Source organism: Dehalobacter sp. TBBPA1 (genome assembly GCF_040931655.1).
GTDB classification, from domain to species: domain Bacteria; phylum Bacillota; class Desulfitobacteriia; order Desulfitobacteriales; family Syntrophobotulaceae; genus Dehalobacter; species Dehalobacter restrictus.
In genome coordinates, this window is the sequence record NZ_CP162385.1 from 1,520,781 (window position 1) to 1,544,108 (window position 23,328).

The following is a 23,328-nucleotide window of genomic DNA, read 5'->3' on the forward strand; positions in this document are numbered from 1 at the left end:
CGATCGATTGATGTTTTGGTGTCATCAGGGTGAGGTGTAAAAAATGGCGAGTACCATCCGTTTTGTGCATTGTGCCGGATTTCAATTTGACAGCCGTTCTTGGGAAGGACCGGCTTGCTGGACAGCAATGCGCAATCAGGACTTATGGCATACCTTCGAAGCCGTCCTGACGCTTTGCCAAAAAGAAAAAGTGGATTTTCTGTTCGTGACAGGGGATTTATTCGACCAAGAGAATGCGCGTAAAGAAACGGTCGAGCGTGTTTACAGGTCATTCTCCGGCTTGAAAGACACCCGTGTCTTTATCACTCCTGGGGATCAGGATCCTTTGGTCATCTCTTCGGCCTACCGTTTTGCTGAATGGCCCGGTAATGTTCATATCTTTGCAGGGGGCATCAGTCATATTGAAATTCCGGCCAAAGGAACTGTCATCTATGGCTCGGGATGGACGAATTACCGTCAGGAGCTGATTGATCTGGGGATGATTCAGCCGGTCTTACACAACGCACCTATTCAGGTGATGCTGCTCCATGCAGAGATAGCGTCCCCCAAAAATACGGATAGGTTTATTCCTCTGGAGCCAGAGGTGATTACAGCAAGTGGTTTAACCTATCTGGCGTTAGGGCATCAGCAGAAATTCAGTGGGCTGCATCAGATCGGTGATACTTTCTGGGCAGATTGTGGATCCCCTGAAGCCAGGAGCTTTCAGGACAGCGGGCTGCATGGCGTGCTTTTTGGAGAAACAGACGGGAAATTGACACAGGTTGATTTTGTGGAACTTGGCGGACGGAACTACATTGAAAAGTTCTGGCCGCAGGCGGCTGAACCAAAAGAGATTGCTAGCGGGCTTTTGGCAGATACAACGAAAGAAGAACGGCAAAGAGATTTGTTCCGGATTGTTCTGTCTGGGCCATATCCGGATCCGGAAAGTACAGTCCAGACTTTGCATCAGCTTCTCTCCGAAGACTTCAGCTACTTTGAGGTTTACCATACATCCCAGTCTGGTCCGGCTCTTTGCGCCGATGGCAATGTTATAAGACGCCAAACCAGCGGCTTCCCGGATTTAACCGAAGTATTCGGAAGAGAGATCCAAAAACGCCTTTCTTCAGAAAACCGGCCTGAAGAACAGCGGCGTTGGGAATTGGTCCAGAAAATTGGATTGGCTGCAATCAGTCAGGGACGGGAAGATTATGAGGATTGATAAGATCGGGCTGCAGGGGCATCCGCTGATCGGGGATACGGAGTGGTCCTTGCCCGGGGATTTTACGGTGCTATATTTGGAGGAACCCGAACTGGCAAAAGCTTTGTATCAATTACTGCAGGAATACTATGACGACCGGGTGTCGGCAGTACCGTCAGATAAGCGGAAGAGACAAGGGTTAGCAGAAATCCTGCTTTCCGGGGAACAAACAGATTTGAATATGACTTTTGAGGCAATCCGGCAGGGCGGCTTTATTGTCTGGCCGGATACCAATAAGCATGGTTTGTACCGAAGGGTCTCCAATCTCCAGCAGGTCGGAAATGAAGAGCTCTCCCTGGCACGGGTGCATGACGCCCTGGCCAGAGCAAAGGAACGTGTCGAAGAACAGGCGGATGGAATGGCTCAGGTTAAAGCCGAGTATGATGCGTTAAGAAGAGATTGGGAAGAAGCAAGCCACCGGCAGGAGGAACAGCGCTTTCTGCAAATCGAAATTAAGAACCTGCAGGCTGAACAGCATCTTATGACGGAGAAAATTGCTGAGATGGAAAGAATTCAGCAGCGGCTTGTTATCCTGAGAGAGAACCTTGATTACCGTGAATTGCGCCGTCTGCAGGGTGAACTTGCCAGCCTCGAAGAACTGCGCAGGGATACCGGGATTCGATTGGCGGCCGTTGTTCAGGATAAACAGGTTGACTGGGACATGATTGAAGGTTTGCGGGAAGAGTGTTATGCCTGGGCCTTGATTCAAAAAGAGGCGGAACAAGGTAAAGCTTTGATCACCCGGCAGACTCAGGCCATCAACGAGCTTCAGGATTCACTAAGATCATCCGGCTATCGGCAACTGCCGGAAAATGAGGAGCAGCACTTACGCAGCGCTGAAGAAGAGCTTCGTGCCGCGCAGAAGGAACTTGAAAGCTTTGCCGGTTTAGCTGATACCGTGAAGGAACTGGAAGGGTCCCTTTATGAAGAAAAAGCCAAACTCAAAAAATATGCGCTGATTGCCGGTATGACTGACAAAGACCAACGTTCACTTGCCCGATCATACACACGCTTGAAAAAATGGCAGGACTCTGTACTCGGACGTATGATTGACCGGAGGGTTATCCGGCGGTCAGGGGCAGTCAGCATCGAAGACCGATTGGCTTCGCGTCTGACAAAGCTTCTGCAAAAATATCAAGCTGCAGACTATCAAGAATTCACGCGGCAGATCGAAGCGTACCAGAATCAGAAACAGGCTGCAGACCGGCTCCAGGCGGATTATAACCTGGTCAGGAAACAGGTTAGAAGGGAAAAAGAACTGCGCAGAATCATTCTGTCCCGCAGTCAGCGGCTGCAACAAGCTTTTGCGATGGTCAAGGCTTCCGATTTTTCGTCCTGGAAAAGCGGTTGGGACGAGTACTGGCAGAAAAACAGCCATGGTGCGGAAATGCTTCAGACGCTGCAGGCACAGACAGGGCAACAGCAGGAAACAGAACAGAAACTGCAGGAATATGCATCACAACTGCGCGAAAAATTGCAGAACCGGATCTCGTCTGATGCCGATATCGACGAGGTCTTTGAGGCCGTGCTGCTGATTGCACGTGAACTGCGGATCAAAGAAGAAACTGAAAAAGAATATGATTTACTGAAAGAACAGTATGATATCGCCTTAAATAAGCGGAATCTGGATCAACTATCCAGAACTTTAGAACCCCTTGCCGAACTGGAACGTGAAGCATGTCTGCCAGAAGAAGAAAGGTTGGCCGCCCTGGCGGCTTCCCGCCAGGCGCTTTCAGAAAAAAACAGCCGGCTTCAGAAGATCCGTAAAGACCTTCAGGATAGTCAGGCTGTGAAAATGGATCATGACTTGGAGAAAAAACTCGGGAGCGTAAAACAGCAATGGCAAACCTATCAGGAATTACAGCATACCCTTGATGATACGGCGGAACTGCTTGAAACCTCGCTGCAAAAATGGCAGGCCGAGAACGGCATTGTTTTAAAGATTAAAGCACAGCGGTTTTTGAGGCAGGCATTTTCGTTGAACCTGTCGGATAAAAAAGAAATGATGATGGCCGAAGCCTATCCGTACTATTTTGCTTACCGCCTGGCCATTGCCGAAGCCGCCCTTGAGGACAGCAGCACAGAAATTCCTCTGTTCTTTCTGGCCGGATCAATGAACGGAACCGAGGGATTTTGGAAGAAAGCACTGGCTTATCTGCAGGAACTGTCACACTCGCGTCAGGTTATTTTCTGTACGGCGGATGCCAGACTGCGGAAAATGGCTGACGAGCTCTGAAGCAAAGCCTGATCTTCTTACCAGTAACTTGTTAACTCTAAAATGCATGTAATTAGCAATATCAAACATCGAGGCGAATAACAGGGAGGCAGCTTGAATAAATTAGCGGATCTAGTAGATAAACCAAAAGATATTCAGGAGAAACCGTCAGAGATTGCTGCGTTATTATTGACCTGGTATGACCAAAATAAAAGGGATCTGCCCTGGAGAAGAACGAACGACCCTTATGCGGTCTGGTTATCGGAAATCATGCTTCAGCAAACACGGGTCGATACGGTTATAGATTATTACCTGAGGTTCCTGGAACGGTTCTCGGATATTGGCAGCCTGGCTGACGCGGACGAGGGGGACGTTTTAGCCATATGGAAAGGTCTTGGTTATTACCGTCGGGCCAGGAACCTTCATCAGGCTGCCATCGCGGTCCGTGATAGGTACAACGGGAATTTTCCGCGCACTTATCCGGAAATCCGCGCTTTGCCAGGAATCGGTGACTATACGGCTGGAGCTATTGCAAGCATCGCTTACAATCTGCCTTATCCGGCTGTTGACGGAAATGTACTGCGGGTCGCAACCCGTCTTCTGGGACTTGAAGCTGACATTAGCCAGCAAAAAACGCAAAAGCAAATTGCTGAAATAATTAGAGAAATGATTCCCAAGGAAAGGGCAGGGGATTTTACCCAGGCACTGATGGAACTTGGCGCAATGTGCTGTACACCCGATACTCCCGGTTGCCGGGACTGTCCCTGGCGTACCGTCTGTACCGCCCATCGTACGCACAGGGAGACTATCCTGCCGGTTAAAAAGAAAGCAAAAAAAGCGGCCCGCTTCGATTACTGGACGGCGCTTGTCTGTAACGACGGGGATATTCTAATGGAGTACCGCAGCAATACACAGCTGCTCGGCAACATGTGGGGACTGCCGCTCGTCCAAAAGGAATCTGCTTCTTCTGCGGAAGAACTGTTCCGTCGCGACTGGGAGTTAGATCTCCGACCGATCAAACACTTGGGCAGCATTCAACATGTTTTCACACATCAGATCTGGCAAATGGATGTCATTTTGTTCTCGCTCAAGCCGGACTCGGAGGTAAAATCAGGGCTTGCCTGGATTTCCCGGGAGAAACTGAAGGACCTGCCGATTCCGAAGGCATTTCAAAAAGCCCTTCTGCTTATGCACAGTAAAGGTCATACAACGTAAAAATTCCTGCACATACAGGAATTTTCTTTTTTCGGAAGCAGGAATGCAGATAATGGATTCCATAGCCTATGTCTTTTATGATATAATAATCAGCTGTATAACCTTCATAAAGTATTGAATCTAATATACTGGAGAGAGAAAAGTGGAACTACAAGGCGTCTATAATCAACTGGGGATTTTGTTCTTAACGATTTTACTGGGTTATGTCCTGGCCAAAGTGAAGATTATTCCACCGGCAGCGACTCAGGTTTTTTCTAAATTTGTTCTGACAATTGCACTTCCGGCCCTGATCCTGTCCGGGATGAGAGTTTCTTTTACTACGGAGAGGTTGCATACGGCACTTTTTGTTTTCTTGCTTACGATACCCTGTTACGGTCTTGCCTTTCTCGTCGGGAAACTGACAGCGAAGATCCTGACCAAAGATCGGACCAGAGAAGCCATCTTTAATTTTGGAATTGTTTTTGCAAATACAGGCTTTTTAGGCTTTCCAATATTTCAGGCGCTCTATGGCAAAGAAGCAATATTTTATGCTGCGATCTACAATATTATGTTTAACTTGTTGTTGTATACGCTCGGCATTAAAATTATGAATACGGATAAAACCGGGCATCCTGCAAGGTTAAACCTGAAAAAGGTTATTAATCCGGGCGTGGGTGCGAGTATCATCGGGTTCATTCTGTTTATCACCGCTGTTCCGCTGCCCGAATTCATGACCGGCACGATCGATGCGATCGGAAATACCTGTGTTCCTCTGTCAATGCTGACCATCGGGGCGACCTTAAGTGAACTGCCGCTCCAAAAGATGTTCAGTGATATCGGCATTTATATCCTGTCGGTCGTCAGATTGCTTGTGATGCCGTTATTAACCCTGGTTTTGGTCAAATATATCTTTCAGATTGATCAGATGTGGCTGATTGCCATCCCGGTCATCATGGCCGGCATGCCTATTGCAACCAATACGGTTTTAATGGCGATTGAATACAAAAATGATGCACGTCTGGCATCACAGACGGTGCTGATTTCAACCTTGCTTAGCTGTTTATCAATTCCATTGCTGATACTTGTGCTGTCTCATTTTTAACAGCATCCCTCTTACAATGTATAGAATATCCATAATATGGATAAAATGATCCTATAACATGTGAGGGAGGATCGGTATGGGCGACAAAAATCCAAAGAATATTATGAAACAAAAAAAGAAAAAAACAGAAAAGAAACCCGAAACACTTTATCCGGAAAATAATCTGTAAAACTTGTAACGATAAAACTCAATATTTCTGCATTGTGTTTTTTAGCAATACCAGAGTCTCCAAATCAATGTTTGGACTTTGGTATTTTTTTGTCCGGACTCATCCGTGGCATATTATTCGCAAATTTTTGCGGGTACATTCGTTGTGGTTCTATCCAACATCATGTAAAATGGTATTTATCAGAAAAACGTATTGACATGATTTTCAAACAGTTTCATGAGGTGATTGGATGGAAGACTTTCAGGAAAAGCGGAAGTATTTCCGTGTCGATTTGATCCATGATATTCCAGCCACAGCGAAGATTTCCTCGATTAACAACCGGAAGGTCGAAGTGGAGAAAACATTTCCGATTGCAATCCTGGATTTGAGCACAGGCGGGATATATGCTTTTATCCCAGTGGATATTCCTGTCAATATTGTCATTATCGATATCATGTTTACGTTTGAAAATGAAGAATTTTCATTTAATGCGCTGATTATTCGCAAGACCCCCAAAGATGACGGCTTTGAATACGGGATGAAATTCCTTTTTCATTCCCAGAAAGATGAAAGCCGGATCACCCGATGTCTGAATCAATATAAAATCAAGCATACCCGCTTTATGAAGATTCAGCTTGATTTACGCAAACAAAAATACATCGGATGCTTTGTCAAGGGCTTGGAGCTGATCGAAGAGCCGGCTTATCTGATTACGAGCCGCCGGATCGTTGTTGCCACAAATAAGGCAGCGCAGGACAGCGGTGTCAAACTTGGCGAGCGCTGTTATTCCACGGTCGCCAAACGGCATCATGCCTGCCCATTCTGCCTGCTGGAAGATGCCAAAAAAGCGGATCATCTTCTCGAGACAAATGCCGTTGTGCAGGAACAAAGCTGTAAGGCCCGCTGGCTGTACCTCGAGGATCATTACATGATCCACTATTTCACGCGAAAGGAAGGCTTGAAAGATGAATGAAAAGGTGAGGGATATTGCCGAAAGAATTAAAGGCTTAAGATTACTTACCGGTTGGGCCGAAGAAGAGGCTGCACGTAAAATCGGACTGCCTGTTCAAGAATATCTGAAGTATGAAAAAGGCGAAGATGATATTCCGATCAGTATTCTCTATGAAATTGCCGATTGTTATCAAGTCGATTTAACGGATGTTCTTACCGGTGTCTCGCCCAAACTGCATGATGTCTGCTTCATCAAAAAGGGTAAGGGTCTCAAAGTTGAACGGTATGACCAGTATGATTTCCAGAGTCTGGCTTATCAGTACGTTAACAGAAAAATTGAACCGCTGCTGGTGACCCTGGATGCAGAAAATAGTCCTGAACTTGTTTCCCATCACGGACAGGAATTCAATTTCTGTCTGGAAGGCAAGATGAAAGTCATCATCGGCAGTATGGAATATGTGCTGGACCCGGGAGACTCTCTGTATTTTAATTCTTTGATTCCACATAAAATGCTGGCCCTCGAAAAAAGATCAGCAAAATTTTTAACCGTCATACTTTTATAAAGGATGTGAACAGATGAACCTCGCTTCAAGATATATCGGGAAAACCGATTTTGATTCTTATGAAGATTTTTGTGCGAATTATCAAGTGAAAGTACCTGACAATTTCAATTTTGCGTATGATATCGTCGATGAATATGCCCGTCTGGAACCAGAGCGTCCAGCGCTGGTCTGGTGCGACGACCACGATAATGAACGGATATTTACCTTTGCCGATCTGAAAAAATACTCGAATAAAACGGCGAACATGTTAAGCGAAGCCGGGATTCGTAAAGGCGACAAAGTCATGCTGATCCTGAGAAGGCGTTATGAAGTGTACATAGCGATTCTGGCTCTGGCCAAAATCGGCGCGATCTATATTCCTTCTTCCAATCAGCTTACGCAGAAGGATATTATTTATCGAAATAATGCCGCATCGATTAAAGCGATCATCGCCTATCATGATCCGGTAATTCTCGACCATGTCGAAGCTTCCAGGGAAGAATCATCAACGCTCCAGACGCTGTTTCTGGTCGGTGCTAAGCGTCCCGGCTGGGTTGATTTTGACAGCAGCATGGAGGCTGCTTCCGAAAACTGGGTCCGGCCCACAGGTGCTGACGCGACAACGAATGACGATACAATGATCATCTATTTCACTTCAGGGACCACGAGCATGCCAAAAATGGCCATTCAGAGCTTCACCTATCCGCTTGGTCATATTGTGACGGCTAAATACTGGCAGCGCGTCGTGGACGGCGGGCTGCACCTGACGGTTTCCGATTCCGGCTGGGCTAAATTCGGCTGGGGGAAAATTTACGGCCAGTGGATTTGCGGTGCGGTGCAGTTTGTCTATGATATGGATAAGTTTATCCCTGAAAAGCTTTTGGAAATGATGCAAAAATATAAGCTGTCTACGTTTTGCGCACCGCCGACCATTTATCGTTTCCTGCTTGAACACAATCTCGAAAAATATAACCTGTCCTCGATTGTTCACTGCTCCACAGCCGGAGAACCTTTAAATCCGGATGTCTTTAACCGTTTTAAAAGCATTACCGGCTTAAGCATCTTAAATGGATTTGGCCAGAGCGAGACAACCGTGCTGGTTGCCAACTTTGAATGGCTGGATATCTATCCGGGAGCAATGGGCAAACCGAACCCGGCTTACAAGATCGATGTGGTCGATGAAAACGGAGCTCCATGCCCTCCGGGAGTCGAAGGAGAACTGGTCATCCGCGAGGCTGATTCCAATAAACCTGCCGGATTGTTCTGCGGGTACTACATGGATGAAACTGCTACCCATAAAGTGTGGTATGACGATACATACCACACAGGGGATATGGCCTACTGGGATGAACACGGCTTTTTATGGTTTGTTGGCCGCAATGATGATGTCATCAAGGCTTCCGGCTACAGGATCAGTCCTTTTGAAGTTGAAAGTGCGTTGATCGAACATCCAGCCGTCGTGGAGTGTGCTGTGACCGGCGCGCCGGATGCCGTCAGGGGAACGGTCGTCAAAGCGACCGTTGTGCTGGCCAAAGGCTATACGGCCTCTGAATTGCTAAAAAAAGAGATTCAGGACTATGTCAAAAAGGTGACGGCTCCGTATAAATACCCGAGAATTCTTGAATTTGTCGACGAACTGCCGAAGACGATCGGCGGCAAGATCAAACGCGCCCAGATCCGGCGTGAAGACACGGAAAAGTTTCAAGATAAAGAATAACTTTAACGTATACCCATCAATCATTGAATATTGTCTGATGCACCCCACAATTATCGTGGGGTGATTTTATGCCTTGAAAAGTAGTTGGATTTTCATGTAAAATGAACCATAAATAATCATCATGACAAAAGTAGATTTGAAAGTAATGATGGATATATGTTGTTGCTAAAGAAAGGATAAACTGATGTTTCCGAGCGATTTAAAATATAGAATGCCTGCGGAATGGGCCAGACACGAACGTACCTTTATTTCCTGGCCGGTCGGGGCATCAATGTGCCATCCGGAAAATTACGAGGCTGTTTGCGAGGGCTATACCGACATTATTCGAGCTATCGGGGAATTTGAACCCGTCACCGTATTGGTAAACCCCAAAGAACGATTGCTGCTCGAAGGCCGCTTACGGAACAGGCAGATCGAGCTCCTGCCGTTGGCGCATAATGATGCCTGGCTTCGGGATAACGGGCCGACGTTTATCGTCAATGATCAGGGAGATATAGCCGGCATCAACTGGCACTTCAATGCCTGGGGCGGCAAATATCCGGACTGGGATCTGGACAACCAGGTCGCACCGCAAATATTGAAGCACCTCGGCCTGAAACCATTTGATGCGCCGCTGATTATGGAAGGCGGCTCGCTGCACGTGGATGGAGAAGGTACACTCTTGACAACGGCCGAATGCCTGCTCAATCCGAACCGCAACCCTGATCTTTCCCGGGAGCAGATTACGGAACTATTGAAGAAATATTTGAGTATCCACAAAGTCATCTGGCTGGGAAAAGGCTTATGTGGAGATGAAACAGACGGACATGTCGACAATATCGCCTGTTTTGCTTCGCCTGGCAAAATCCTGATTCAGGTCTGTGATGACCCTTGCGATCCGAATTATGCGATTACCCGGGAAAACCTCGCAGTGTTAAACCGCGAAACGGACGCCAGAGGAAGAACCCTTGAAATCATCCCAATACAACAGCCTCCCGCCGTATTTGCTGACGGTAAACGCCTGACGCTGAGTTATCTGAACTTTTACTTTGTCAACGGCGGAATTATTTTACCTGTATTTGGCGGCCAGGCTGCCGAAACAGATGCCCTGGCTATTCGGACCCTGAGCGGGATCTTTCCAGAAAGACGGATCCGCACCATTAATGGAATGGCAATTATTGGGGAAGGCGGCAATGTTCACTGTACCACCCAGCAGATGCCTGCGGTAAAAGTTTAAGGTGAATGTATGAATTACCCAACAATATATACCAAAGTCTGAAATAAAATATAAACGAAGAGGAGAGCGTAACAGATGCATCTTTTATATGTTGCGCTCTTCTGCGTTGTGGTTTTTTTCTGCATCATGTAAAATAGAAAATGCATACAAATTAACAAAATAGTAGAGACACCTGTAAGATTAGGTTCAGAACATACTGAATAGGCAGTAGGGAAGGGATTTAACGATGAGAAACGTCAAAGTGGCAGCAACCCAGATGCGCTGCACCAGTAACGTTGAAGAAAATATTGCCGGGGCGGAGACACTGGTCAGGGAGGCTGCGGCCCGGGGCGCGCAGATCATCCTATTGCAGGAGTTGTTCGAAACCCCGTATTTTTGTCAGAAAGAAAAATCGGATTTTTACCTTTATGCAGCAGAGCTAGAAGATAATCAAGCAGTCAGACATTTCCGGAAAATTGCCAGAGAGCTGGAGATCGTCCTGCCGATCAGTTTTTATGAGAAGAAAAACTATGCGCGCTATAATACGATTGCTATGATCGATGCGGACGGTGATATCCTCGGCAAATACAGAAAGAGTCATATCCCCGACGGGCCGGGCTATGAGGAAAAATTCTATTTTAACCCCGGTGATACAGGCTTTAAAGTCTGGCAAACGCGCTACGCCAAGATTGGAGTCGGCGTCTGTTGGGATCAATGGTACCCGGAAGCTGCCCGCTGCATGACCCTGATGGGGGCGGAGATCCTGTTATATCCGACAGCCATCGGTTCAGAACCGATGGATCAGGCGATCGATTCCAAAGACCATTGGCAGGCCTGCATGCTCGGCCATGCTGCCGCGAACCTGATCCCTGTGGTCGCATCCAACCGGATTGGTGTCGAGGAAGAGGATGATTCCAAAATCACCTTCTATGGTTCTTCTTTCATTGCCGGACCGCAGGGTAATAAGATAGCGGAGGCTGGACGAAACGAAGAAGCGGTTCTAATCGCGGAATTTGATCTGGACCAGCTCGAGGTTCAGCGGCTGGAGTGGGGGATCTTTAGAGACCGCCGGCCTGATCTATATGGAAGGATTTCTTCCTACGACGGGGAACTTTATTTATCAAAATAATCCATTATCTAACACGAATTTGTAGTTCTTAAATCTCGAGTATCTTATTAACCTTTATAAGGTGAGAGGAGGCTCTATATGAACAAAAGCGGCTTATTTTGGGGAATCATTCTAATCCTTACAGGAGGCTTGCTGCTTATAGATAATCTTGGCAACTGGCAAATCTTCAGTATGGAATTTCTTTGGCCGGTATTGATCCTTATTCTCGGGCTTGCTTTTGAATTCAACTATTTCAGTAAGAAAGAAAGCCCCGGATTGCTAGTTCCCGGTGGTATCCTTACCGTTATTGGTCTGTTGTTCATCTTTGAGACTTTTACACACTGGCAATTTTCCGGATATACCTGGCCGGTCTATCCGCTGGCTGTTGCAGTCGGTCTATTTCAACTCTATTTATTTTCCGGACGCCCGCGCGGTCTGCTGGTGCCTGTTTTTATTCTAACCGCTCTAGCGTGCATATCCTTTACTGGGATGTTTGTAACGTCAATTCAGCGCTATATAGATCTAGGCCTGGTGGTCCCGATCCTGCTGATTCTGGCAGGTCTGATCCTGATCATCCAAAGGAAAAAAACATGAACTAAATTTGGAAACCATGTAAGAAGAATCTGATCTGGATGATAATATCTATTGCATAATATTAATCAATAAATGTATGAATAGTCAGACTCTGAATATTCATACATTTATTGATTATTCATACATTTATTGACAGATTTCGTGTATTTTACTATAATTGAGTTAAAATCATATGATCCATTGGCAAACCTGTTGAAAAGCAGGGACGCAAAGCTACGAGTCTAAGTGCTGAAGCATATTGACAGTCGGGTTGCACACAGAAGATGAAAACCGCGGCTGCTTTGGCCGCGATTTTTTTTTCTGAGGAGGGGATTTAATATGACAGCGGATTCCATCGTTGCAGCCAGTATTTCAATTACCCTGGTCTTGTTGATATCTTACGGATTTTTATATTTTTCCGAGAAGAAACATTATTTCTTAGCATGGAGTCTTTCTGTCTTGATGCTCATGATAACCTATCTTTCCAGAACTGCATTGCTGGAAACCGACAGCCCGTCCGTGGTGCTTCAGATTATCAACTATGCCTCTTCGATCGCAGGGTACTGGCTGATATTCAAGGGTACGCTGTTGTTTTTTAGCAGAAGCTACCCGGTGTTTTGGGATATCGGCACGGGCTTTCTGATCGTTGCTTTTATATGTATTGCTGTTCAGGGAATCTCGGCAACCGCTCTTTTACTTCTATCTGTTGTCTGGATCATTGCATTATTATCCAAAGCTGCTATGACATGCTTAAAAGCAAAAACACCACAAGGCCCGATCCGAATAATACTTGGCTATACCTATATTTTTTGGGCCTTGTCGATTTTACTTTATCCGTTGTGCAAATTAATTAACGTTATTTCACCGTCTGTAGGTTATTTAGTTGCCGGTGTTGTTGGTCTGCTTGCTTATCTTAATATGCAGGCCCTGTATTTTCAAAGCATCCGGGAGGAGCTCGAAAGCAAAGAAGCAAATATCAGAAAACTTGTCATTTATGATAAATTAACGGGGGCCTACAGCCGTACCTATTTTGAAAATGTGCTGGAAGATTTCCTTGATAAAACCCTCATGCCTGCAACATTGGCCATGGGGGATTTTAATGGTCTGAAACTGATCAACGACACCTTTGGTCATGAAAAAGGGGATGAATTGCTTGCTGACGGGATCAGAATCATGCAAGAGACGATCGGCACTGAGAATGTGATTATCCGATGGGGCGGGGACGAATTTATCATTATCATGCCTGGTGTGCCGCTTGATCAGGCCGGCGTGTTTTTAAACAATATTAAAAATAATTTAAAAATCTCCCGCCCGCAAACGGTACCAATAGATATCTCGTTTGGCCTGACGGTTTATGAGAACAGGGAACAACCCCTGGCAAAAATGATCAGCCAGGCTGAGGAAAAAATGTATAGCAACAAATTAAATGAAAGCAAGAAATCCCGCCTTGCCATCATCGAGTTCCTGGAAAAACTGCTCTGGGAAAAAGATTATCAGACGGAAGCCCATGTCATGAGGCTGAAAAGTCTGGTCAGTAAATTCGGCAGTCAGATCGGCCTGTCCCCAAGAGAGATCGTCGAATTGGTCCAAGTTGCAATGCTGCATGATATCGGCAAGATAGGTGTTCCGGGGGAAATCTTAAAAAAACAAGGTGACTTGACCCCGGAAGAATGGAGCATTATGAAAAAACATTCCGAAATCGGCTATCGGATCACGCAGTCGTCCAGGGAATTAGCGCATGTCTCAGAAGCCGTTCTCGGTCATCATGAATGGTGGAATGGAAAAGGTTACCCGCAGGGGCTGAAAGAAGATGAAATCCCGCTGTTCTCGAGGATAGTTTCTATTGTTGATTCCTACGATGTGATCACGCATGAAAGGCCCTATAAACGGGCCATGGACCCCTATAGTGCACTTGTTGAAATCAATAAGTGCGCCGGCAAACAATTTGATCCGTATCTGGTTACTGTTTTTAACAAGATTATGCAGGAAGACCTTGTTGTGAATGATAGGTAGCCGTCAAAAGGCGGAGAGGAATATGAATATAAATAAATACTTGGAATGATATACTTATAGTAACGTTAGCCTTATGAAATAGAGTTATTGGAGGAAACCAACATGATTTTAACAACGACACCGTCCGTAGAAGGACGCAGGATCACCGAATACCACGGGGTGATCACCGGAGAAGCCATAATGGGGGCTAATATTGTCCGTGATATTTTTGCGAGTATAACCGATGTGATCGGTGGTCGTTCTGGGACTTATGAAGGCAAGCTGCAGGAAGCCCGCAATATTGCCCTGCGCGAAATGGAAGACCGGGCGTTCCAGGTGGGCGCCAATGCCGTAGTCGGCATCGACCTGGATTATGAAGTCATCGGAGCGAACGGCAGTATGCTGATGGTCAGCGCTTCCGGAACCGCCGTAAGAGTGGAATAACCCCCAAATATTCAAAAGATACCCGCGGGTTTTGAACCGGCGGGTATCTTTTCTGCAATGCAGAACAATTTTAGCGTCCTGCAATCAACGGAAAAATAATGTAGAGTTCAGATATTGTAGAATTTAGAAAGATTTTGTCTGCAAGCTTATATAAAATTGAAGAGGAACGATCGCTAAAAAAGAGAAATATAAAAAATAATGGTTACTCTGTATCGCTGTGATGATTTTCTTATAATTTTGGAACATAATAAAGATATCGATTTATATCATAAATGTGACAGGTAAAAATAGGGACAATGATAGGTGAGCTCTATGGATAATAAGAAAACGAAATGCCTAATCATTCATGGGTTTGGTGGCGGGGTACACGAAGTAAAGCCTTTGGCCGAATATTTGACTGCTCTTGGTTATGATGTTGTTTGCCCTATATTAAAAGGTCATTCAACAACCAGACATGAAATGAAAAAATCAACTTACATGGACTGGATAGATTCTGCTGAACGTGAACTTTTAAGATTGAAAGAAATTGGGGAAGAAATTCTGCTGATAGGGTTCTCCATGGGAGGGCTGATTACATTTAATCTTGCTTGTAAATATGATATTAAGGGTATTGTGACAATCAATACCCCCATCTTTTATTGGAATATATACCAAGTGTTTCGTAATATTGCGGATGATATGAAGAACAAGAAGCCTAACCATATCAAGAGATATTTACAAGCAAAAAAGATCTCACCGTTTTTGTCTATGATCCAATTTTTATTATTACTACACCAAACAAAGCCAAAATTAAAGGAAATAAATTGTCCAATCCTAATTATTCAGGCTGAAGATGATGATACTGTAAGAAGAAAGAGTGTGGATTATATCAATAAACATGTGTCTTCGGACAGGAAAAAGATTAAGTATTTCCCAAAAGGCGGTCATTTGATCCTTCTAAGTCCGACGGCTGAACAGGTGATGCTATGTATTGAAGATTTTTTGCAAATGTGATTGCAAAATGTTCCTATGATGCGCTTTTCTTATAACCTTTAAATAAATAATAGCGAAACAGTAGTCCTAGCGTAATCCCAAACACAATTGAACCGATCATTTCTGAATAATAATCATTGATAGGTCTATGCGGAATAAAGTTACGCCCTTCAATAAGCCACATGAAAATGACTTCTAATGTTAACCAGTTTAATAAACTAATGCCGATACTTTTGATTATAAAATAGTCATGATCTAAGAATTTAAGTGCGTAATAAAAAACAAGAGATAATACACAACCTAATATGATGGAATATATCGCTCCGAGGATAACATTAGGCCTGTCCAGTGTTATCATAAAGCTAGTGAGCTGATATACACTATACTTGGCAAACCCAAAAGTCATGAGGATTCTTGTCACGATTTCATAGGGAACCGTGGATAAAGCTCCCATAAACATAGCTAAAGTAGGTTTATCGTATTTCATCGCTCGCACTACCTTTTATCATAATGTTCAAGCGTAGTATTCCCAATATAAACATTTTTACAAGTATTTTTTGCAATTCCTATGATGAGTTTTAGGAGGCCCATGCCCACCGCAGTCGGGGCAGGGCTTTTATTTTTTTGAACTGTCATGGGACAAAATGTAAAATTCGACAAAACATCCCAAAATTCGCTAAAGGAATATGGCGCTATTTGAAGAATCTTCCTTATGAATGATCAAGCTGAAGGGAATTCATCAGAATGAATGAAAACTTTGACAAAGACTACTTTCAGTAAGACAAATGGTAAATTTTTTTTATTTACGAAAGGGGTTTTCAGGATGAACTATGAAGGTATTGCCAATTTTGTTCACGAGTGCGTCAAAAATCCCAAGAATTTAATGACCAAGGATGAAAAGTATGGTAAAAATGCTGTAAAACCCAGTGAGCTCTCTGTCATACAAAATGTTTTTTCTCGATGCGAAGTATCCGGGGGTACTGTGGCAATTGAAGTTGGTATCCTTGAGACGTGGTAATAAGCCATGATCCTTCAGCCTGATCAAGTTATTGATGCCGAAATTATAAGAATCTTAAGGTCATCCGGACTGTGTTTGGAAATGGGCCGAATAATCCAAGCTTCGCTAAATGCCGACAGCCCAACGGGTGAGTTGTTTAGGTGGGCTCATTTGACCAGTATGTGTTGTGAGTGTATAGGCGGGGAAACGGAGACTGCGCTGCCAGGGGCCATAAGTATGGAGTTCTTTGCCCTGGCAGCGGATATTTTTGATGATATCCAGGACAGGGATCATGATGATTTGCCCTGGCGTCAGATCCCTGAGGCCAATGCCATTAACTTGGCTAATTGTCTTTTAATGCTGAGTTTTGAGGCTATAGCCGCAATACCGGATGATAGGATTTACAGGGAAGTCAGCACAGCGCTGCAGCGTATGGGAACCACGGCCAGTAACGGGCAGTTCCTGGAGTTTCTCTATACTGACAGCCAGCGGGTATCGCTGGAACAATACTTTGATATGGTAAGGCAAAAGTCCGGCAGTATAACTGCTTGTGCTTGTAAAATTGGGGCCATCCTTGGAAATGCCACGGAAACGCTTGCAGAGTCCATGGCCAAGTTTGGTCTCAACTTCGGGATTATGAACCAAATCCGTAACGATCTCAATGATTTTCTGGATTTTGAAAAAAAGAAAGATTTTGTTAACAATAAGAAAACCCTACCGTATGTGTATTTATGTCATACACTCAAGGGTGAAACAGCCGGACAGTTTAAGCGTTTAACACAATGTTACACCGGAGAATCACAAGCGTTTAGAGATAAAGAAAAACATCTGTTAAAGCAGATAGCTACCGAAGAAGGGGTTGCCCAGTACTGCTCCGTAATGTTTGAAATTTACCGTCAAAAAGCTCGGGAAATTCTAGAGACCATTCCTGTTCCGGAAAAACAGAAGGAGAAGATGATCAATCTTGTGGGATAGATTCATTAACCGGCAAATTTATTATATTGCGAGTATCGTCTTTATTGTGTTGGGGCTGGTTTATTTTGCTGCTTGCCTACAGCAACCTTACATTGGGCTAAATTTAGAGAACGTCAATGATCAATGGCGGATAACATTTTGCGATACTCACGGAGAAGGCTATCGCTCCGGTATTGAGCTGGGGGACCAGATCCTGAAAATTAACGGGGGGGCCCCAGGGGAACACCATATAGTTCAAAAATGGAATCTAATGGAAGGAGCTTCCTCGATTGAATTTTGTAAGCCGGGTGAACTTTCAGTTCTGGAGATTATAATACCCAAACACTTTGATTTACTCACAGTTATGAGCGAAAGCCCTACGTTTCTTTTAGGGTTCATTTTTTGGCTTTTAGGTTTTTTGACCTGGATTAAACGCCCTTTTCTGCGACAGGCCCGTATTTTATTCTGGCTGCTATGGTTGTTTGGCTTGGTGATTCTTCTTACCTACGCTTCCGGCCGTTGTCTGTTTTTCGCCAAAGAATTGGAGTATATAGCGTTTTCGGCAGCACCTGTATTGTTGATTGCTTTTTTTTCCGTTTTTCCTGTTCTTAATAAAAATTGGATCAATACATACGGCTGTAAAATCGCTGTTATTCTATCTACGATTATTCTTATCCTAACTGTCCTACAGTCTTTGGGGTTAGTCCATCTTGCGAGTTTTATCAGAAAACTGGCATTGTCCAATATGCTTATCGGAATTCTTATTTCGGTATGGAACCTGGTCCAAGTCATGAGGCTACACAAAGACCGGCCGGAAAAAAATGAAGCAGGGATTGTCCTAACCGGAATGGTGATTGGTTTCTCGCCGAGCGTAGTATTAATAGCCATTCCAACAATTTTTAATATGCACAAGCTAGGTTACACTGAGATTAGTGTCATCTTTGTTTCTGCCGTGCCAGTCTCTTTATATTATGCGATTGTTAACAAGTATTTGCCGGACAGCCGAAGGTTGTATAAAATAATAATTACCAATTTCCTTACAATAATTTTTATTAGTTTAATTGCCTTGTACGCTCTTTACTTTTGTAAAATTATCAATACTATTAATATCGAATTTTATTTATCTGCGTTTTTCCTATCCTTGCTGTTTTTTGTTTGTCTTTTTTTTATTCGGCTAATTATCAGCAAATTATTGGAAAGGCTTAGCTTTTTCCAAACAAATATCGGCTTGAAACAAAGGGTTGCGGAGTTAAACAAAAGCGTGACCTCCCTTATCTCTGAAGACCATGTTTTTGAAGAAGCTGTCAAAACGTTAGGAATTGACGGGGTGTTCATCATTGTTGAAAATGAACAGACCGGCTGTTTGAGAAAAGCGGTCGGCCGGTTTAGAAAAAACCGTCAAGAACAGTCCGAATTAGAAGCGTATTTTAGTCGAAACCAAAAACAAGATTTGGAAGCAAGATTTCTTTCGGATGATTGTCCCGCTGAGATTTTTGTGCCGTTTGTTTCCCAAAATTCCACTTGCGGCATTTTCTTTGGGCACCGCTATTCCCATATTAAATTTGAAAAGTCCGAATTGCCTTTTCTTACTTTGCTTGCCGGTCAGTTGGCCTACGAAGTGCTAATGCTGCTGATTATCGACAACTTGACCAAGGATATTAATGCCTTGACCCTAACATCCTGGTGCTCGCAGAAAAGAAACCGGGAACTTCAGCATATTACCAATTCCTTAATTCGAATGATTGAACGAGGCAAAGGAAGAGTAGCCAAAGAAATATTGAATGGTCCGGTACAGAGCGCCCTGGATATCAGCCGTTGGCTGAAAATACTCGAAAAGGAAAATCTGGATGATGAGATGTTCCAGCAGGCAATTTCGCGGATGAGGGATCTGATTAATGATCTGAACTATGACCTAAATCAAACGGTTCACAATTTGCTTCCGCCAGTTTTAGTGGATTTGGGTTTAATTCCTGCTATACAATTGCTGTCTCAGGATATTATGCTGAAGGAGCCAAGTTTCATTCTGCTGGAAACAGAAGGAATTGGATTAGACGATCGTTTTCCAGAGGATATCGAAATAGCCGCTTACCGCTTCATACAAAAAGGAATAATCAATTCCCTGCATTATTCCGGTTCAAAGAAGCAGACAGTCCGTGTTGAACTAAGTGGAGATAAATTAGAATTAACGGTGAAGGATAATGGACAAGGTTTCGATCCTGATCAACTTGAAAAAGGATCGTTAGGCGGGGCACATTTCGGTTTAGCAATCATGAAAGAACGTATTGAGGGCTTGGGCGGACAAATGCTGGTCAGTTCCGGCTTTGAGCGTGGGACAACACTCCAAGCAACAATACCGGTATATTAAGATATTAAGATACAATTAAAGTTAGGTGGGTTAAATGAACGTTAAAGTTTTAATTGTTGACAGTCATGGGCCTTTTGCGGAGAATACCAAATTCCTTTTTTCCATGGAGCCGCAAATTGAAATCGCGGGGATTGTAAAAAATGGGGAAGAATGCCTTGATTTTATGCGTCATTCCTCGCCTGATGTCATATTGCTGGATATCCATCTGGACGATAGCAATGGAATCTCTTTAATCGAGCAAATCAAACGAATTGCGCCCACTGTAAAAATCATTATGCTTACGGAGTTTAATCAGGAAGGGTATGTCATTGCAGCAAAGAGTAAAGGGGCCCAAGGGGTAATCTTAAAAGATATGTATATCCGGGAAATGGTTCAAGCCATTCTAAGGGTCATCGACGGCGGTTCTTACTTTTATCAAAGTCCTTTAGCTTTTCCAAAAAAACAAATAGACATCGATGATATGCACTTTCCAGTTAAGCCTGTGGAAATTCTGGAAAAAATACTAACGCCTGAAGAAAAAGAAATCATGAGATTATTGACCAAGAGGTTGTCCAACAAGAAAATTGCTTCTATTTTAGGTGTGTCGGCTCGCGTTCTCAGTGAACGGATTAATATCATCCTTCTGAAATTTGGCGTGAATACCAAGTTAGAGGCTGTTTTAACCTGGCCTTTTGTAGAGCCTTAAACTCCCCGTTTTCCAGTACCGATATGGGTCCATGCCCGCCGCAGACGAGGCAGGACTTTTTATTTTTGTCTTCTAATTCTACCAGCAGCCTCATGATCTGCCTGCGCATCTCGGTTGCTTTTTGCGAGTCAATATTCACACTCCGCATCAGGTAAGGTGCCAGGGAGTTGAACTCGGCTCTTTCCTCGGAGAAGCCGCTGATATTCACGAGATTATCACCGGTGAACACCAGGCCGTATTCTTCGCAGACAAAGATCATCTCGCCGTAAAGATGGCCGCCGCTGCCTTCGAAAACCTGGAATTTCAGATCAGCAACGGTGAATTCTGCGATCGGGATCAGTTCCTGATGTTCTTCGGGTGCCGGGGTCGGAAAGCCGGCGTCAAGTACTTCGAACTGTTCGGGATTTGGCGGGGAATAGCCGGAGATGATCCGGCTGAGTTTGCTGTAGCCCCAGCCAAGATCGCTGTTTTCACGGTAATCGGGGATTCCGGCGGCTTGACACCTTAGACTGTCGGCGCTTTTTTGGTTTAAGCCGATACGTATGCCTTCGAGTTTAGGGAGCAGGCCGCAGTGGTCGACGTCGGCGTGGGTGATAAAAACGCGTTTTTTCAGGGTATCCCAGGCCGGAAAAAGCTCCTTGAATATCTTGAACATTTCTTCGGCATAGATTGCATAGCCGGTATCAATTAAAACGAGTTCTTCAGCTGAAGCAAGCACATAGGTGTTGCTACCGCAGGGCGGCTGGATGCTGTACAGTGTGACCTGTTCGCTGATCCGCACCTGATCGATGTCGGTGCTGAAATGGCTGCCGCGGTATTTGCTGATAAAATATGCAAAACGACGGATATAGCCAAAGACTTTTTTGGGGCTCTCACCGGTCTCCTGCAGCATCTGGAGGATCCGGTTCGATTCGGAGATGAATTCCATGGTTTGTTCTGTACTTAAAGAAAGGATATGCTGCATTTCATTCGCCAGCCGGATATAGAAAATCGTATTGTCCAAATTCTTTTCAAAATCGTCATATTCGATGATATCAATCTGATAAACTACGCTGATATCATCGAGCAACATTTTAATCATATCCGGATTTTCGATCAGCAGGCCCATTTTGAAATCCTGATAGGGTGTGCCGTTGGCACTCGAATTCAAATACGAGATATTAATATTATAGAGGTCCAGAATTTTAAGGACAGGAAGTACGGCACCAGGCCGGTCCGGAATTTTGATATTGACCTCGATGACGCGTGTTTCAGAGAGTTCATTTTTAAGATAACCGACCGTTTCGAGTTCTTTGGCGATTTTCTGATGGTTTTCGGCAGTGGCCTCGACATCCAGAAACAGCATATGCAGGTCAACAGCCTTATTGTAGCTCACGCGGACAATATTGCCACAGTATTTGGCAATGATTTTGGAAGCGAGCAGGAAAGCTCCTGTCTTATCAGGCATGCGGGTAACATAAGATTTTCTGTTCATAACTACCTCAAATCAAATAATTGGTTGTATTTATTATAAAGTTCTGCTCGTTAATTTTCCACAGCATCATACATTCAACCCTATTTTGAAGCCAAGAAAATTTATATTTACATAATGAAAAATAATACGTATTATAAATCATATCGTAACATAATTCACAAATAACTTTATTTTTGTCTAAGTACGGTATGTACAGTGTACGTATTTTTAAAAACGACAGGGGAAAGCTGAGAATATGAAATTAAACGTTACACGATCCCAAGCCGCCGCCGTTGGCATACTTTTGCTGGCAGTTGTTCTAGTGGCTGGAAAGTTATTCATCTCAGTTAATATCATTAAATTCCATACTCCGAATCACTTATTCAGTCAGGACACTATTTTTTATTTCCGTGATTATTTAGAAAAGATAGGCGCTATTGTAACCTTGGATGAAAAAGCCCAAGAAATTACGGTTCAAACGGGCTTGGATAGCTATTATCTTGAAATCAAGACCGATTCGACGCAGGGAATCCCAATCTATGTCAATAACACGTATATTGGCAAAACACCGGTTAAGAAAAGGCTTTCAGCAGGAAAATATGTGGTTGTGGCGAAAAACCCCGGACATGTGAGCTCAATACGCTATTTAACACTTCGACCGGAAACTGCTTCGATTAAACAGATCATATTGCCGGTGGACCAAAAAAACTATGAAGGATTTCTAGATGAAATTATCTTACTTGGCTACAAGCCTATAAGGGTTATGGATTACTATAACCATGTTCCAATTACCAAGAAAACTATCGTTTTAAGGCATGATGTGGATGTATCCGCTGAGGATGCCTTAGCTATGGCGAAGATTGAACATCTCAGAGGCGTCAAAAGTACCTATTATTTTCGTTGGGGCACCGCTGATCCTGAAGTTCTCAAAGAAGTAAGGGCGCTGGGACATGAAGTTGGGCTGCATTACGAGACTTTGGCGGATTATTCCCTGCAATATCATCTCAAATCTGCGCAGGATATAACGCCGGCTGTCAAACAAGAGTTGCGAAGACGGTTAAAGTCGGAAATTGCTCATTTCCGACAGCAATTTGGAAAAGTATATACCATTGTTTCCCACGGGGCAGAAGAGAATGTCAGGCTTGGCGTTACGAATTATCAGGCAATTATGGCCGGGGAAGATCCGCACGATTATGGTATTATCGGTACTGCCTATGGACCCATAATCCAACATTTCACTTATATGAGCGATTCAGGCGGTATCTGGGAGCCATTTCCTTACCCAAAACTCGAAGAAAGTAACGCCGGCCCGTTTTATATCTTGATTCATCCCATCCATTGGGCTTCCGGTTTAAACTGATAACCTTATAGCCGCCGCACAGGCATGCTCTAAAAAATGTCTTTGCATATTTCCTGCTTCAATAAACGAAACTATGGGATCGTTATTTTTTGTAAATAATGGTATGATATAGTATAATCGTTAG

Annotated in this window: 20 protein-coding genes and 1 riboswitch; of the genes, 18 read left to right on the forward strand and 2 right to left on the reverse strand. The window is 44.1% G+C overall.

Features of this window, described 5'->3' with window-relative positions; all coding sequences use genetic code 11:
- The first annotated feature begins 43 nt into the window (after positions 1-43).
- From AB3489_RS07480 to AB3489_RS07540, 13 genes are all read left to right on the forward strand, one after another.
- Entirely contained in the window at positions 44-1,198 is a 1,155-nt protein-coding gene (locus AB3489_RS07480; protein ID WP_368292348.1) for an exonuclease SbcCD subunit D, read from the forward strand.
- Positions 1,188-3,473, forward strand: a complete 2,286-nt coding sequence (locus tag AB3489_RS07485; RefSeq protein WP_368292349.1) for a hypothetical protein — start codon at positions 1,188-1,190, stop codon at positions 3,471-3,473. Before AB3489_RS07480 ends, AB3489_RS07485 begins: the two co-directional genes overlap by 11 nt.
- A gap of 93 nt (positions 3,474-3,566) precedes the next feature.
- Positions 3,567-4,667: an A/G-specific adenine glycosylase gene (gene mutY / locus AB3489_RS07490; RefSeq protein WP_368292350.1), complete on the forward strand. Its 1,101-nt coding sequence runs from the start codon at positions 3,567-3,569 to the stop codon at positions 4,665-4,667.
- A 142-nt stretch (positions 4,668-4,809) separates the two neighbouring features.
- Entirely contained in the window at positions 4,810-5,748 is a 939-nt protein-coding gene (locus AB3489_RS07495) for an AEC family transporter (RefSeq protein WP_368292352.1), read from the forward strand.
- A 398-nt stretch (positions 5,749-6,146) separates the two neighbouring features.
- Complete coding sequence (locus AB3489_RS07500; protein WP_368292354.1) at positions 6,147-6,869, forward strand: PilZ domain-containing protein; 723 nt, start codon at positions 6,147-6,149, stop codon at positions 6,867-6,869.
- On the forward strand, positions 6,862-7,410 hold the full coding sequence (locus AB3489_RS07505) for a helix-turn-helix domain-containing protein (protein WP_019226736.1): 549 nt from the start codon (positions 6,862-6,864) through the stop codon (positions 7,408-7,410). The genes AB3489_RS07500 and AB3489_RS07505 overlap by 8 nt, the downstream gene beginning before the upstream one ends.
- A 13-nt stretch (positions 7,411-7,423) precedes the next feature.
- Positions 7,424-9,106 carry an AMP-binding protein gene (locus AB3489_RS07510; RefSeq protein WP_368292355.1) on the forward strand — a complete coding sequence of 561 codons (1,683 nt, stop codon included), beginning with the start codon at positions 7,424-7,426 and terminating at the stop codon, positions 9,104-9,106.
- A 184-nt stretch (positions 9,107-9,290) separates the two neighbouring features.
- On the forward strand, positions 9,291-10,322 hold the full coding sequence (locus tag AB3489_RS07515) for an agmatine/peptidylarginine deiminase (RefSeq protein WP_368292356.1): 1,032 nt from the start codon (positions 9,291-9,293) through the stop codon (positions 10,320-10,322).
- Positions 10,323-10,548: 226 nt separating this feature from the next.
- Positions 10,549-11,430 (forward strand): N-carbamoylputrescine amidase, encoded by an 882-nt coding sequence (gene aguB, locus AB3489_RS07520; RefSeq protein ID WP_368292358.1) that lies wholly within the window; start codon positions 10,549-10,551, stop codon positions 11,428-11,430.
- Between the two features lie 78 nt (positions 11,431-11,508).
- Positions 11,509-12,003 carry a DUF5668 domain-containing protein gene (locus AB3489_RS07525; protein ID WP_019226740.1) on the forward strand — a complete coding sequence of 165 codons (495 nt, stop codon included), beginning with the start codon at positions 11,509-11,511 and terminating at the stop codon, positions 12,001-12,003.
- Between the two features lie 172 nt (positions 12,004-12,175).
- Positions 12,176-12,261, forward strand: a riboswitch (cyclic di-GMP riboswitch).
- 60 nt (positions 12,262-12,321) lie between these two features.
- A complete protein-coding gene (locus tag AB3489_RS07530; RefSeq protein ID WP_019226741.1) occupies positions 12,322-13,995 on the forward strand; it encodes a diguanylate cyclase in 1,674 nt (557 codons plus the stop codon).
- Positions 13,996-14,097: 102 nt separating this feature from the next.
- The gene (locus AB3489_RS07535) at positions 14,098-14,418 is read left to right on the forward strand and encodes a heavy metal-binding domain-containing protein (protein WP_368292360.1); all 321 of its coding nucleotides are present in this window, start codon (positions 14,098-14,100) and stop codon (positions 14,416-14,418) included.
- Positions 14,419-14,730: 312 nt separating this feature from the next.
- Positions 14,731-15,411, forward strand: a complete 681-nt coding sequence (locus AB3489_RS07540) for an alpha/beta hydrolase (RefSeq protein ID WP_368292361.1) — start codon at positions 14,731-14,733, stop codon at positions 15,409-15,411.
- 13 nt (positions 15,412-15,424) lie between these two features.
- Here AB3489_RS07540 and AB3489_RS07545 read toward each other — a convergent pair whose 3' ends face one another.
- The gene (locus AB3489_RS07545) at positions 15,425-15,877 is read right to left on the reverse strand and encodes a hypothetical protein (protein WP_368292363.1); all 453 of its coding nucleotides are present in this window, start codon (positions 15,875-15,877) and stop codon (positions 15,425-15,427) included.
- Positions 15,878-16,213: 336 nt separating this feature from the next.
- On the opposite strand from AB3489_RS07545, the gene AB3489_RS07550 reads away from it, so the two are divergent.
- The 4 genes from AB3489_RS07550 to AB3489_RS07565 are packed head-to-tail and all read left to right on the forward strand — an operon-like array spanning position 16,214 to position 20,391.
- Positions 16,214-16,408, forward strand: a complete 195-nt coding sequence (locus AB3489_RS07550; protein WP_368292365.1) for a hypothetical protein — start codon at positions 16,214-16,216, stop codon at positions 16,406-16,408.
- Between the two features lie 6 nt (positions 16,409-16,414).
- Complete coding sequence (locus tag AB3489_RS07555; protein ID WP_368292367.1) at positions 16,415-17,362, forward strand: polyprenyl synthetase family protein; 948 nt, start codon at positions 16,415-16,417, stop codon at positions 17,360-17,362.
- Positions 17,352-19,706: an ATP-binding protein gene (locus tag AB3489_RS07560; RefSeq protein WP_368292368.1), complete on the forward strand. Its 2,355-nt coding sequence runs from the start codon at positions 17,352-17,354 to the stop codon at positions 19,704-19,706. The genes AB3489_RS07555 and AB3489_RS07560 overlap by 11 nt, the downstream gene beginning before the upstream one ends.
- 34 nt (positions 19,707-19,740) lie before the next feature.
- Complete coding sequence (locus AB3489_RS07565) at positions 19,741-20,391, forward strand: response regulator (RefSeq protein WP_368292370.1); 651 nt, start codon at positions 19,741-19,743, stop codon at positions 20,389-20,391.
- On the opposite strand, the gene AB3489_RS07570 is transcribed toward AB3489_RS07565, so the two are convergent.
- Entirely contained in the window at positions 20,321-21,865 is a 1,545-nt protein-coding gene (locus AB3489_RS07570; protein WP_368292372.1) for an MBL fold metallo-hydrolase, read from the reverse strand. The genes AB3489_RS07565 and AB3489_RS07570 overlap by 71 nt on opposite strands.
- A 235-nt stretch (positions 21,866-22,100) precedes the next feature.
- Here AB3489_RS07570 and AB3489_RS07575 point away from each other — a divergent pair, with 235 nt between their 5' ends.
- A complete protein-coding gene (locus tag AB3489_RS07575) occupies positions 22,101-23,204 on the forward strand; it encodes a PEGA domain-containing protein (protein WP_368292374.1) in 1,104 nt (367 codons plus the stop codon).
- The last annotated feature ends 124 nt before the right edge of the window (positions 23,205-23,328 follow it).